Source organism: Hymenobacter sp. (assembly GCF_031398885.1).
GTDB lineage: Bacteria > Bacteroidota > Bacteroidia > Cytophagales > Hymenobacteraceae > Hymenobacter.
Map to the genome: position 1 here is coordinate 40,083 of NZ_JANNOD010000021.1, position 14,454 is coordinate 54,536.

At 60.1% G+C, this 14,454-nt stretch carries 9 protein-coding genes; all 9 read left to right on the forward strand.

Translation table 11 applies throughout. From position 1 onward, the window contains the following. The first annotated feature begins 12 nt into the window (after positions 1-12). Complete coding sequence (locus tag RMO51_RS02985) at positions 13-1,356, forward strand: MGH1-like glycoside hydrolase domain-containing protein (RefSeq protein ID WP_310391849.1); 1,344 nt, start codon at positions 13-15, stop codon at positions 1,354-1,356. 14 nt (positions 1,357-1,370) lie between these two features. After that, entirely contained in the window at positions 1,371-2,819 is a 1,449-nt protein-coding gene (locus RMO51_RS02990) for a hypothetical protein (RefSeq protein ID WP_310391850.1), read from the forward strand. Between the two features lie 15 nt (positions 2,820-2,834). Continuing rightward, positions 2,835-3,017 carry a hypothetical protein gene (locus tag RMO51_RS02995; protein ID WP_310391851.1) on the forward strand — a complete coding sequence of 61 codons (183 nt, stop codon included), beginning with the start codon at positions 2,835-2,837 and terminating at the stop codon, positions 3,015-3,017. Next, complete coding sequence (locus RMO51_RS03000; protein ID WP_310391853.1) at positions 3,014-4,894, forward strand: ADP-ribosylglycohydrolase family protein; 1,881 nt, start codon at positions 3,014-3,016, stop codon at positions 4,892-4,894. Before RMO51_RS02995 ends, RMO51_RS03000 begins: the two co-directional genes overlap by 4 nt. Positions 4,895-4,973: 79 nt before the next feature. Further along, positions 4,974-6,392, forward strand: coding sequence for a sulfatase (locus RMO51_RS03005; protein ID WP_310391855.1), 1,419 nt, complete (start codon positions 4,974-4,976; stop codon positions 6,390-6,392). Positions 6,393-6,497: 105 nt separating this feature from the next. Then, positions 6,498-8,720 carry a TIM-barrel domain-containing protein gene (locus RMO51_RS03010; RefSeq protein ID WP_310391857.1) on the forward strand — a complete coding sequence of 741 codons (2,223 nt, stop codon included), beginning with the start codon at positions 6,498-6,500 and terminating at the stop codon, positions 8,718-8,720. Between the two features lie 98 nt (positions 8,721-8,818). Then, the gene (locus RMO51_RS03015) at positions 8,819-10,399 is read left to right on the forward strand and encodes a sulfatase (RefSeq protein ID WP_310391858.1); all 1,581 of its coding nucleotides are present in this window, start codon (positions 8,819-8,821) and stop codon (positions 10,397-10,399) included. 14 nt (positions 10,400-10,413) lie between these two features. Beyond that, a complete protein-coding gene (locus RMO51_RS03020; RefSeq protein ID WP_310391860.1) occupies positions 10,414-12,564 on the forward strand; it encodes an alpha-galactosidase in 2,151 nt (716 codons plus the stop codon). 139 nt (positions 12,565-12,703) lie between these two features. Then, a complete protein-coding gene (locus tag RMO51_RS03025) occupies positions 12,704-14,416 on the forward strand; it encodes a sodium:solute symporter family transporter (RefSeq protein WP_310391862.1) in 1,713 nt (570 codons plus the stop codon). The last annotated feature ends 38 nt before the right edge of the window (positions 14,417-14,454 follow it).

A 14,454-nucleotide genomic window follows, 5' to 3' on the forward strand; every position in this document is an offset into this window, starting at 1 on the left:
TCGGCAACGATGGTGAGAATTGCGATTTTGGTGGTGTTGGCTTGCTGCCGCTTCTTGGATGCCAGCGGGCAGCAGTCCGATGCGGCTTGGCAAAGGTATGCCCCCATCATTCGCAAGCACATCTTCGCCAGCTATAATGGCATGTACCGCGAGGGAGGCGGGGCGCTTAAGTATCCATTTATTACGCCGGGTAGCGAGGCCTATGCCGACGTGCTGTGGGACTGGGACTCCTGGCTCAGCAACGTGGCCCTGCGGCAGGTATTGCTGGAAAACGGCACGGAAAAAGACAAGCGGCAGGCGCTGAAGTACGAGCAGGGCTGCGTATTGAATTTTCTCGCCGTGGCCAGCGGCGACGGCTGGATGCCCATCCTGCTGGGTCGCAAAGCCGACGTGACGAAGATTAAGCCCCAGAACTTCTACGAAACCAACATGCACAAGCCGTGCCTGGCCCAGCACGCGGCGTTCATCACGAAAGCCTCGAATGGCAACGCGGATTGGCTAAAGGACCGATTTTACTACCTGCAGGCTTTCCTTAATAACTACCGCAACCACCACCGCCACAAGCTTACTGGCTTGTATTACTGGCAGAACGACGTGGGTATTGGGGTGGACAACGACCCGGCGACCTACGCCCGCCCCCCCAGAAGCTCGGCCTCCATCTACTTGAACACCATGATGTACAAGGAGCTGAAGGCCATGGTGTACTTGTGCCAGCAGCTCAACTTAAACGAAGTAGGGGCAGAATTTGACCAGGACGCGGCAGCGTTGTACGCGGCTATTCAACGCCACTGCTGGGACGAGAAGGATGGCTTTTTCTACAGCGTGGACCTCAACATTGTGCCCTATAAGGAGGAAGCCGGCCGCAGCCTGCACAGCGGCAACCCCCGAGACTGGGAAGGCCTGATTCAGCGGCTGGGCGTGTGGAGCGGCTTCATGGCCCTGTGGGCGGGGGTGGCCACCCAGGAGCAGGCCGCCCGCATGGTGGCGGAGAACTACGCCGACCCCCGCACGTTTAACGCGCCCTACGGCGTACGGACTCTTTCCAGGCTGGAGAAGATGTACAGCCTCAAAGCCACCGGTAATCCTTCCTCCTGGCTGGGCCCGGTGTGGGGCGTGTCGAACTACTTGACCTGGCGCGGGCTGGTCGATTACGGCTTTGACAAGGAGGCCACGGACCTAGCCATCAAAACGGTGCTGCTGTTTGGCCAAGACTTCGAGAAAAACGGGGCCCTGCACGAGTACTATCAGCCGGAAAACGGCGAGCCCATCCTGAACAAAGGCTTTCAGAACTGGAATTTCCTGGTGCTGAACATGCTGGCCTGGCTGGAAGAGAAGCCGGTCGTCAAGGAATTTTAAACCCTATCTCCTCTATGAGCGAAAACCAATCCATAGCCGACGCGCTGGACCACATCAACGAGTACGAGCGGGAGCGGGTGCCGGAATCGGAAACCAAGGGGTTCAAGGACTTTTTGGCGATGGTGGCCGGGGAGCACATCGCGGGCACCGAGTTCGTGATTGGCCCCCTGTTCGTGCTGCACGGCGCTTCGGCCACCAACCTGATACTGGGGCTGCTGGCCGGCAACATCCTGGCCACGCTGAGCTGGACGCTGATTTGCGCGCCGCTGGCCGCCAAAACCCGGCTCACCCTGTTTTATCAGCTGGAGAAAATCTGCGGCTACAAGCTGGTTTCCATCTTCAACGCCATTTCGGGGCTGCAGGCCTGCGTGTTTGCCGCGTTCATGGCCGTGGTGTCGGCCGGGGCCATTTCGCTGGTGGCCGGGCTGCCCACGCCCAGCTTCACGGAGATGGTGCCCCAGAACCCCTCCTGGTACCTGATGATTACCGTGGTCACCGGCCTGATTACGGTCATCGCCATTCTGGGCATCGATTGGGTTTCGCGCTTCGCGCAAATCAGTACGCCATGGCTGCCCTGGGTGTTTCTGGCCGCCGGCGTGGCCACGCTGCCCGCGCTGGGGGTGCGCAGCCTGAGCGACTTCTGGCAGGTGGCCAACACCAAAATCTGGACCGGCGTGGCGGCGAACGGCATGCAGCAGTACACGTTCTGGCACATCATGTTCTTTGCCTGGCTGGCCAATACGGCCATGCACATCGGCCTGAGTGACATGTTCATCTACCGCTACGCCAAGAAATCGTACTATGGCCTGGCTTCTATCGGCGGCATGTTCATCGGTCACTTCATGGCCTGGATTGCGTCGGGCATCCTGTGCGCCGCCGCGCTGCAGGCTGGCATCAAGGACCCCACGCCGGCCCAGGTGGCCCAGATTGGGGCGGGCCTGGCCGGCCTCATCTGCGTGGTCATTGCCGGCTGGACCACGGCCAACCCCACCCTTTACCGGGCGGGTTTGGCCGTGCAGGGCATTTTGCCCAACACCAAGCGCTGGAAAATCACCCTGTGGCTGGGAGTTGGCGCGGCCGTGATGGGCTTCTTCCCCGGCATCGTGTCCCGGCTGGATGCGCTGCTGGCCATCTTCGCCCTGATTGCCGCCCCAGTGGGCGCGGTGGTGCTGCTGGACGTGTACCTGTTTCCCCGGCTGGGGCTGCAGCAGAACTTCTCGGCGGCAAACAACGGCGCTTTCAACGGGGCCGCCGCCGCTACCTGGGTGGTGTCGATGGTGAGCTGCTACTTTCTCTACGTCTGGCTGGAAGTGGACTTCTTCTTTTTCATGGCCATTCCCGGCTGGTTTATTGCCGCGGCGCTGTACGTGCCGCTAAGCTGGTGGATGCAGCGGCGCACCCTGACGGGAACAAGGGTTGCCGATGCCGGGCGCGTGCGGGAGCCAGTCAACTCCCATGTTTAAACCTCTCAGTTCTTCATGATGAAAATAGCCCTTAGAGTCATTTCGTTCACGGGACTGGCGCTCACCGCGCTACCCGCCATTCTGATGTTCAACAACAAAATTAATTTTCAGCAGCACCTGGATTACATGCTGGTCGGCACCCTAATGTGGTTTCTGACGGCTCCGTTCTGGGTGGGCAAAGAAAGCAAAGCCGTATGACGCTGGACTTCGACGTATACCAGGACAAAGTTCTGGGTGGCTGGGTGGGCAAGTGCGCCGGTGGCATTCTGGGGGCGCCCATCGAGGGCATCAAAGCCTTCAACACTATTCCGCTCACGGACGATTTGTTCGCCGTGAACTACCCCAACGACGACCTGGACCTGCAGCTGCTGTGGCTGGATATGGTGAAGCAGCACGGCGCAGATGTTCGGGAAACGGATTTTGCCGCCCACTGGAAAAACCACGTGGGCTTTCCCTGGAATGAGTACGGCGTGGCCACCCGCAACCTGAGTTGCGGGCTGCTGCCGCCTCTCTCCGGCCGCCACAACAACTACTACTACCACGCCTCGATGGGCTGCCCCATTCGCAGCGAAATCTGGGGTATGCTGTGCGCCGGGAACCCCCGGTTGGCGATGACCTACGCCAAAATGGACGCCAGCCTCGACCACGACGGGTTCTCGGTGGAGGCCGAGCAGTTCTTGTCGGCCTGCGCCGCCCTGGCCTTCGTGGAGTCGGACATCGAACGCATTCTGACCCAGGCCGTGCAGCTGCTGGAGCCCAACGCCGCGATGGCGCAGTTAGTGGCCGACATCGTGGGCTGGTGGAAGACCTGCAGCTACCCGGTGGCCATGGGCAAAATCAAAAGCAAGTGGGGCGATGCCGACTTCACGTCGGCCCCGATGAACGTCGGCTTCACCATTCTGGCCCTGCTGCACAACGGCCAGCACTTCGACTGCGTGATGGACGCCCTGCACCTGGGCCACGACAGCGACTGCGTAGCCGCCACCGCCGGGGCTCTGATTGGCATCATCCACGGCTACCGTAGCATCCCGGAGAAGTGGAAGAAGCTGGTAGGCAACGAGGTGGTCATTAGCGCGGAAATAACGGGCATCGACTCTCCCAAAACCATTACGGACCTGGCCGCCCAAACGTGTCGGGCCGCTATTCCCTTTCTCAACCAGGATGAGAGCATGAGTTCAACGGGGCAGTGGCCGCGCCCCTACCCCGTCACTAAAAAGCAGCATCATTTCCTGCCTAACTACGACCAGGGCACTCTGCGCTTCAGCTATGAAAACCTCACCGACGAGAAACACACGGTGGTGGTGGAGCTGAAGTCCGAACATTTGGCTTTTGAGCAAACTGCGGTGGAACTGACCGTGGCGGCGCGGACCAAAACCGAGGGCAGCGTCCGGGGGCACCACGTGGCTGATGCGGGCCGCGCGCCAGCGCGGACTTATGCGTGCGAAGTGCGCGTAAACGGCGGCCCCGGCGCCGCTTACCACCAGGGTACACCGGTTTACGGTAGCTATGTGCTGATTGGCCCCTTCATTCACGACGACCCGGCCCGGCTGCCCATGCGCCCGGACTACCCCGAGCACGGCTTGTCTTCGATGCCCTCGGTCGACTACATGAACCACGACGGGCTGAACATGCAGGAAGAATTCATCGACCTGGCGCATCCGGAAATCTACCTGGACGAAAGCACCTGGCCCCAGTATCCCTTTCAGGTGCAGAAGATTTCGCCCGACGACTTTCGCATTGATTTCTCGCGCTACTACTACGGCAAGGGCGAGCGGGTCGTGTACCTGTACAGCACCATTGAGTGCCCGGAGGACACCAAAAAATGGGTATCCATCGGGTCGACGGCCCCGTTTCAGCTGCGCATCAACCAGGAGCTGCTTTACGAGAAAGCCCACACCTCCCGCTCCTGGATTGGCGACAACGTGGTGCTGGCCGATTTGAAGAAAGGCCGCAACACGCTGCTGATTAAGGTCGGGCTCATCACCGATGCCAACCTTTTTGAGTTGGGCTTCCGGGAATTCACCGGCAAGCACCCGCACCAGGAACAGTGGGCGCTGCTGGTGCCCGCTCTATGATTTGAATACTCGGTAGCGGCCCGTAATACTGGCCCGAACGAGCACGCCGTTTTCTTTTGGCCCTAACGCACTCCCGCGTATGCAGAATTACATCCTCGCCCCCCTGCTTTTGCTCGCCAGCCTGCTGGCCGGGCCAGCCCTGGCCCAGCGGCCCAACGTCATCGTCATCGTGGCCGATGATTTGGGCCGGCAGGATTTGGGGTGCTACGGCAACACGTACTTTGAAACGCCCAACCTGGACCGCTTCGCCCAGCAGGGCAAGCGGTTCACCAACGCCTACGCCGCGGCGCCGGTGTGCTCCCCCTCGCGCACCAGTATGCTCACGGGGCGCTACCCGGCCCGCGTGGGCGTGACCAATTTCATCTGGGGCCGCCGGACGGATGCAGCGTCCCCCGTGCTGCCCGCAGCCTACAAGAACTACTTGCCGCAGGAAGAAATTACGCTGGCCGAAAAGTTTAAGCAAAACCAGTACGCTACCGCGCTGGTCGGTAAGTGGCACTTGGGCGAAAACACGGAGCCCGTGCTCTCGCACCCGGCCAAACAGGGCTTCGATTACGTGGTGGACCACGATTTCGGCCTCGTGCCCCGCGGCAAAAGTTACGAGTGGTACGTGATGGGCGACACGGCCGCTACGTTTACCCTGCCCCAGCTTAACCAGCGGATTACCAGCCACGCCCTGGACTACCTGAATAAGCAGCAAAAGGCCAGCCCCTTCTTTATGATGCTGACCTACTACAGTCCGCACCTGCCCTTGCAGGCCACCGAGGAGAAGATAGCCAAGTACCGGAAGAAGCCTAACCCAAAGCCCGGCCTGTTTCACCCCACCTACGGGGCCATGGTGGAAGAGCTGGACGACAACATTGGCCGGGTACTGAGCCAGCTGAAGCAAAACAAGCAGGAGGACAACACCATTGTTATTTTCCTGAGCGACAACGGTGGCCTGAGCGTGGAGGAAGCCGGCGACACCCAGCCCACCACCAACGCCCCCTACAAAGACGGCAAGGGCTACCTCTCGGAGGGCGGCATCCGCATTCCGCTGCTGGTGCGCTGGCCGGGCAAGGTCAAGGCCGGCACGGTTTCCCCGGCCGTGGTCTCCACCATCGACTTTTACCCGACCCTGCTGGACATCATTCAGAACAAAGCCCTCGATAAACAACCCATCGACGGGGTAAGCTTCAAGAATCAACTGCTGTCCGACCAACAGTCCGGGGCTATTAGCCAGCGCAAGCTGTACTGGCACTACCCGCACTTCAGCAACCAGGGCAGCCGGCCGGCGGCGGCGGTGCGCTACAAGAACTTCAAGCTCATAGAGTCGCTGGAAGATAACAGCGTGCGGCTGTACGACCTGGCCGCCGACCCCTACGAAAAGACGGACCTGAAAAGCCAGCAGCCGCAGCTGGCCGCGCAACTCCAGCAAGCCATTCATCAGTGGCAAACCACGGTGAATGCCAATATGCCCCCCAAAAAGACGACCAGCCACGCGAAGCAGCCTGAGTAAGCCAAGTTTCTTGTCATGAGCATTCCTAACGCAGGCAAGGTCCTGAAGCTTTTCACCGCATCAACTACCCGGCATGGGTGCCGCCCTTTTGTTTGGGTTACAACCTTGCTGGCCGGCGTACTGCTGTTCAATACAACCGGCTACGCGCAGCAAACAAACCCGCTGGTGATTGGACGGGCGCGGTTCACGGTGATTGCCCCGGAGTTGATTCGAATGGAGTACAGCGCCGACGGCGCTTTTCTGGATGACTCCACCTTGTTTGCGGTCAACCGGAGCGCGAGAACCGATTCGTTCGAAATAAAGCGTGTGGGCAACCGATACGACATCACCACCCGGCGGATGCAGGTGCACTTTGTGGACACTGGCGCGCCCTTCAGCCCGATGAACCTGACCATTACGGTGAATGCTCAGCCGAAAAACTACGAATGGAAAGCATTCGTGAGCCAGGATGACAAGAATTTGGGAGGAACGGTGAGCACCCTCGACGGCGTACGGGGGGCCATTCCAACGGATGATGGCCTGCTCTCGCGCAACGGCTGGAAGGTGATTGACGACAGCAACCAGGAGATTGTGAAGAACGGCTGGGTAGCCGAACGTCCGGTAAGCCACCTCAAAGACTTGTATTTCTTCGCCTACGGCAGCGATTACAAGGCGGCCTTGCGTGCTTTGACCAGGTTGAGCGGCACGGTGCCCATGACCCGCAAATACGTGCACGGCAGCTGGTACTGCCGTTGGTGGGATTATTCGGCCGAGGAATACCGCGACATTGTGAAAGGCTACCGCGAACATGATTTTCCATTGGATGTAATGGTGCTGGACATGGGGTGGCACACCCAAAAAGACGCTACCACGGGTATGGGCCACGCCAACATGTTTGGCTGGACAGGGTACACCTGGAACAAGCAGCTATTCCCGGCCCCCGCCGCGCTGCTGGGAGAGCTGAAAAAGGACCACCTGTTCATCGCGCTGAACGACCACCCCGCCGATGGCATCCGCCACCACGAGGATGCTTACCCGGCTTTCATGGCGGCAATGGCGGCGGACACCAGCGGAAAAAAGGAACTGCTTTTTGATGCGGGCAGCAAGCGGTACATGACAAACTTCTTCCGGTACTCGCATGTGCCCCACGAGCGGGCCGGTGTTGATTTCTGGTGGCTGGATTGGCAGCAGGACCACCTGCTGCCCCACGTGCAGGGCTACCGCACCCTGAAGCACATGCCGTGGCTGAACTACCTGTACTACAGCCGGTCCCGAACGGACGGGCAGCGCGGGCTCATGTACAGCCGGTGGGCCGGGTGGGGCAGCCAGCGGATGCCCATTCAGTTCAGCGGCGACGCCATCTCCACCTGGGAAATGCTGAAGTTTCAGGTGCCCTTCACCGCGACCAGCGGCAACGCGGGCTGTTTCTTCTGGGCCCACGACGTGGGCGGCTTTCGGGGCGAGCGGAACCCGGAGATGTACGTCCGCTGGACGCAGTTTGCCCTGACCACGTCTTCGCTGCGCATCCATTCAGCGCGGGGCAGCACCCTGGACCGCCGGCCGTGGCTGTGGGGTAAGCAGGCCGAAGATGCTATGCGCCGGATTTATCACCTGCGCTCCCAACTAATGCCCTACACCTACTCGAGCGTTCGACAGTGCCACGAGCAATCTGTGCCGTTGAACCGGGCCCTGTACCTCGATTATCCCCGAAATGAAGCCGCCTACGCCAACCCCCAGGAGTTTCTCTACGGCGATTTGCTGCTCTCTGCGCCGATTGTTTCGCCGGGCAAAGGCGAGAGCCTGACCAGCTCCCAACGAGTGTGGTTTCCGGAAGGAGACACCTGGTACAGCATTTTTGACAACAGCCAACACGAAGGCGGCCAAACCGCGGAAATTTCCGCCGATATCAACTCGTTTCCCTTGTTCGTGAAAGGGGGCTACCCGCTGCCCATGCAGCCCTACCGGTCCCGCATGGCCACCGCCCCGCTTGATACCCTGGTCGTCCGGGTGTATCCCGGGCAAGTCGGCAAAACGAACACCTACCAGCTTTACGAGGATGATGGGGTGACGGAGGAGTACACCCGCGGGCGCTATGCCACTACCGAACTGCGCTACACCCAAGCCAAGGAAGGAGCCACGCTACGGATTGAGCCAGCTGCGGGGAAAGGCTATCAGAATCAGCCGCCGGCCAGAGTGTACCGAATTGAGTTTCCGGCCGTGAAAGTCAGCAAAGCTTCCGTAAATCAGAAAAAAGCCGCTATTCAGCGCGACACTGCCAGCCGCGTTGATTACGTCCTAGTAAAGGCGACGTCAATCAACAAGGCCGTGTCGGTAGTAGTAAAAAATTAGTCCCGGATTATTTAGGTGCCCCCACCGTGTGCCGGGCGAACACCAGCAGTGTGAACAGGACACTGACAACCAAACGAGAAAATACATTCGAAGCACTTATGAAATACCAACTCATAAAATTCCTGGGAGCCTGTTGGCTGGTTTGCGCCACCGTGACTCACAATATGGCCCAGAGCGGCGGTGGGGTTGTGCAGCAGGCCGGCGGGTCCACCGTCCTGCAGAAAACCGGGACGGGCAAGCCCCGCAACATCGTGTTCATCCTCACCGACGACCACCGGTACGACGCGCTGGGCTTTTTGAAAAGCCAGACCTTCATTCAAACCCCCAACCTGAACCGGCTGGCGCGGGAGGGCGCCTACCTGCCCAATGCCTTCGTGACTACCGCGCTGTGCTCCCCTTCCCGGGCCTCCATTCTGACGGGCTTGTACGCGCACAAGCACCAAGTCATTGACAATAACAACGCGGTTTCACCCCAGCTCGTTTTCTTCGCCCAATATCTGCAGCAGGCGGGCTACCAGACGGGCTTTATCGGCAAGTGGCACATGGGCGGTGGTTCCGACTCGCCTCCGCAGCGGGGCTTCAACCAGTGGGTTTCCTTTCCCGGCCAGGGCAGCTACCTGCCGGACGACCGGGGCCTGAACGTGAACGGGGTAAAGACCCCTCAGAAAGGCTACATCACCAACGAGCTGACCGGCTACGCGCTGGACTGGCTGAAAACCCTGGACAAGAAGAAGCCCTTTCTGCTTTACCTGTCGCACAAGGGCGTGCATTCCAATTTCACGCCGCCGGACAAATTCATGAATACGCACCCCAAGGACGTGTTCAAGCTGCCCAAAACCTTCGCCATCGGGTCGCAGGAGGGCCAGCCGATGTGGGTGCAGAACCAGCGCAATTCCTGGCACGGCGTCGACTTTCCCTACCACAGCTTCCTAAACATTACGGATTACTACAAGCGGTACGCCGAGACCCTGCAGGGAGTAGACGAGTCGGTGGGCGACGTGATGAAGTACCTGAAAGACAACGGCCTGCTCGAATCCACCCTCATCGTGTACATGGGCGACAACGGCTTTTTGTTCGGGGAGCACGGGCTCATCGACAAGCGCAACGCCTACGAGGAGTCGATGCGGGTGCCCATGCTGGCCTACTGTCCTCAGTTGATAAAGCCCGGCACCGTAATCAAAGACGTCGTGGCCAACATCGACGTGGCCCCCACCCTGCTCAGCGTAGCCGGCCTGCAAGCCCCGGCTTATATGGACGGCAAAAGCTTCCTGCCGCAGCTCACTGGCCAAAAAATCCCCTGGCGCGACGGGCTGCTGTACGAGTACTACTGGGAGCGTAACTTCCCCCACACACCCACCATGCACGCCCTACGCGGCAACAAGTACAAGTACATCCACTACTACGGTATCTGGGATACCGACGAGCTGTACGATATCGAATCCGACCCGCAGGAAGCGCGCAACCTGATTACCGAGACTGCGCTGGCGCCCGTCGTCAAGCAGATGAACACCCAGTTATTTGCTATTCTCAAGCAAACCAACGGCATGTATATGCCCTTGTACCAGGACGTGGGGGGGCAGCAGAATAAGCGCAGCCAGGAAGGTAGCAAAGAGGCGGTTTTCCCGGACTATCTGAAAGTGAAGCCGAAAGCGCAACCCCAGCCTGACGCAGCGCATTAACTTCCCCATGTGATTTGAAAACACGTCTAACGCTACTCCTGGTTCTGTGCTGCTCCGCGTTGGCAGCGCTGGCGCAGCCCGGCAAGCCCTTGGTGCTGGAAACGCGCAATGCGGCCCTCGTGCTGAACGTGGGGGCCCGCGGCCGGGTGTACCAAAGCTATTTTGGCGAAAAGCTGGTCAGCTACTCCGAACTGGATACGGGAACCAAAGAGGCCTACGTGGCCGCCGGTACGGACAACGTTTTTGAGCCGGCCATCCGGGTGGTCCACGCGGACGGTAACCCCGCGCTGGACTTGCAATACGTGAGCCACACGCTGCAAACCGGCAAGAACGTGAGCATGCTCCGGGTAGTTTGCCGCGACAGCCTCTACCCGGTCAGCGTGACGATGGTGCTCACCGCCTACGCCAAGGAAAACGTGTTCAAAAGCGCGGTCGAGATTCAGCACGCGGAAAATGCGCCGCTGGTGCTTGCCAGCGTGGCCTCGGCCATGCTCCGGCTGAACGCCGATTCCTACTGGCTAACGCACCTGCACGGGGATTGGGCCGAAGAGATGCGCCTGGAAGAGACGCAGCTGACCAGCGGCCTCAAGCTCGTGGACTCGAAATCGGGTACCCGCGCGGCCATGTTCCAGGCCCCCTTGTTTCTGCTGGCCCTCAACCAGCCGGCGGCCGAATACAGCGGCGAAGTCATTGCCGGCACCCTGGCCTGGTCGGGCAACTTCCGGTTTGCGTTTGAGGTAGAAAACGACCATTGCTTGCGCGTCGGGGCTGGCATTAATCCCTACGCCTCTGATTACCGTCTGCCGCCCAACCAGCCGTTCACGGCCCCGGAATTTATCTTCACCTACAGCCACGAGGGCACTGCGGTCAGCAGCGCCAACTTGCAACAGTGGGCCCGCAAGTACGGCATTCACCGGGGTGAGGAAAGCCGCGCGGTGGTGCTCAATAACTGGGAGACCACCAAATTCAACTTTACCGAGGCCAAGCTCACCAGTCTGATGGCGCAGGGCGGCCGGCTGGGCGCCGACCTGTTTTTGCTGGACGACGCCTGGTTTGGCAACAAATTCCCCCGCAACAACGCCAAGGCCGGCCTGGGCGACTGGCAGGTCAACAAGGCCAAGCTGCCCGGCGGCCTGCAGCTGCTGGTAGCGGAAAGCAAAAAGAACAAGCTGCAGTTCGGCCTCTGGATTGAGCCCGAGATGGTGAACCCGCAGAGCGAGCTGTACACCCGTCACCCGGAGTGGATACTACGCCTGCCCGGCCGCCCGGACGAGCTGCGCCGCAACCAGCTGGTGCTGGACCTGGCCAACCCCCAAGTGCAGGACTTTGCCTTCGGCATCATCGATTCGCTGCTGATTAAACATCCGGGCATCGCCTACTTCAAGTGGGACAGCAACCGCGAAATCACCAGCCCCTACTCCCAGTACCTGGGGCCGAACCAGTCCAACCTCTCCATCGATTACGTGCGGGGCTTGTACGGCGTGATGGCGCGGGTGCAGCAGAAATACCCCCGGCTGCCCATGATGCTGTGTTCGAGCGGCGGCGGCCGCATCGACTACGGCGCGCTCAAATACTTCACCGAGTTCTGGCCCAGCGACAACACCGACCCAGTGGAGCGAATCTATTTACACTACGGCTATTCGTTTTTTTACCCCTCGCTGGCCTTGTCCAGCCACGTCACTTCCTGGGGCAAACAGCCGCTCAAGTTCCGCACCGACGTAGCCATGCTGGGCAAGCTGGGTTACGACATCGACTTGGGTGAGCTTTCGGCCCCGGACTTCGCGTTTAGCCAGGCCGCCGTCAAAACCTACAAAGCCCTCAGCCCGACCATCTGGCGCGGGACGCAGTACCGGCTGGTTTCACCCTACGCCACGCAGGGTAGCCGGGCTGCCTTTCAGTACGCGGCGGCTGACAAATCAGAGGCCATTGTCTTTAGCTACACCATGCATCCCCGTTTCCGTGAAAATTTCACCAATGTGAAGTTGCAAGGGCTGGCCGCGGATAAACAGTATGTCGTCCGTGAAATCAATCTGTATCCGGGCACGCAATCCAAATTCAAGTTTCACGGGAAAGCCTACTCCGGCGAATACCTGATGAAAGTAGGCATGCCTATTTCTTCGCAAGAGCCGCTGACCAGCGCCATTTTTCAGGTTAAGCGGCAGTAGCACCCGTAGCAGCACGGCTTGTTCACTCCCCTGGCTAACAGATTACCATCCCAATTCCAGACGAAGCCTGCTGAGCCATCCGTTTGGCAGCCGTCAGCCGGTCCCGTTCACTCTATCCGAATTCCTTGTAGCCCACCCAATGTCCAACCGACTTACTACTCTTGACCTCTTGGTTTTTCTGTTCTACATCGTGGGCGTGTCGGGCTACGGGTACTACATCTACAAGCGCAAGCAAAGCGCGGAGATGAGCACCAAGGACTACTTCTTGGCCGAAGGCTCGCTGACGTGGTGGGCCATCGGGGCCTCGATGATTGCGTCCAACATTTCGGCCGAGCAGTTCATTGGCGCGTCGGGCGCCGGCTTCTCGCAAGGCCTGGCGGTGGCGGCCTACGAGTGGGTGGCGGCCCTTATTCTGGTCTTTGTGGCCGTGTATTTCATGCCCATCTACCTGCGGCAGAAGATTTACACCATGCCGCAGTTTCTGGAGCAGCGCTACAACGCCACGCTGAGCCTGATAATGAGCATTTTCTGGCTCTTCCTCTACATCGCGGTCAACCTGACCGTGATTCTCTACCTCGGGGCGCTGGCCATCAACAACCTGGTGGGCAGCACCGGCAGCGGCACCTTCCACCTCATTCTGGTGGGGCTGGCCGTGTTTGCGCTTTTCATCACGCTCGGCGGCATGAAGGTGGTGGGCTACACCGACGTTATTCAAGTGGCCGTGCTGCTGCTCGGCGGCCTGGCCACCAGCTACCTGGCCCTGGTGCTGGTTAGCCAGAAGTTTGGGTTGGGCAGCAGCGCCATTGCCGGCTTTCAGGCCCTGATAGGCACGGCCGACGACCATTTTCACATGATATTCACCAAGCCCACGCCCGACTCCCCGCAGGCTTACGTGAGCAAATACCTGGCCCTGCCGGGCCTGGTGATGTACACCGGCGGGCAGTGGGTGGCCAACCTCAACTACTGGGGCTGCAACCAGTACATCACGCAGCGCGCCCTGGGCGCCGACCTGAAAACGGCCCGCACCGGCATCCTGTTTGCGGCCTTGCTCAAGCTGATTATGCCGCTGGTGGTGGTGCTGCCCGGCATTGCGGCCTACGTGCTGCACCAGCAGGGCAGCCTGCAGGCCGAGATGAGCGCCGGCGGCGAAGGCGTGAACCCCGACAACGCTTACTCGGCCATCCTCACCTTCCTGCCCAACGGCCTCAAGGGCCTGAGCCTGGCGGCGCTCACGGCGGCCATCGTGGCCTCGCTGGCGGGCAAGGTGAACTCGATTTCGACCATCTTCACCCTCGACATCTACCGCCGCTACCTCAACCCCGAAGCCACCGAGAAAAAGCTGGTGTGGGTAGGCCGCCTCACGGTATTGGTGGCCATGCTGCTGGCCATCGCCTTCACCTGGGAAGACCTGCTGGGCGTGGGCGGCAACGGCGGCTTCACGTTCGTGCAGAAGTACACCGGCTACATCTCGCCTGGCATCGTGGCCGTGTTCCTGCTGGGCATGTTCTGGAAGCGCACCACCGCCCCGGCGGCCGTGGTCGGCATGCTGGCGGGCTTCGGCTTCTCGCTGTTTTTCAACGACTTTGCCACCCGCTTGTTTGGCCCCGAGACGCTGTTCTATTCGGCCTTCCGCAACGCCAAAGGCGTGTTCGAAGTGCCGTTTCTGGTGAGCATGGGCTGGTCGTTTTTTCTCACCATGGCCCTGATGGTGGTCATCAGCCTGGCCGGGCCGGCCGTAAACCCCAAGGCCATCCATTTGGAGCGCGGCATGTTCCGCGTGTCGCCCCGGCAGCTGGCCTTGATTACAACCATCGTCCTGCTCATTACGGCGCTGTACGTGAAGTTCTGGTAGCCCGCCCTCTAGCTTATTGTTTACCTGCCGCCGGCACT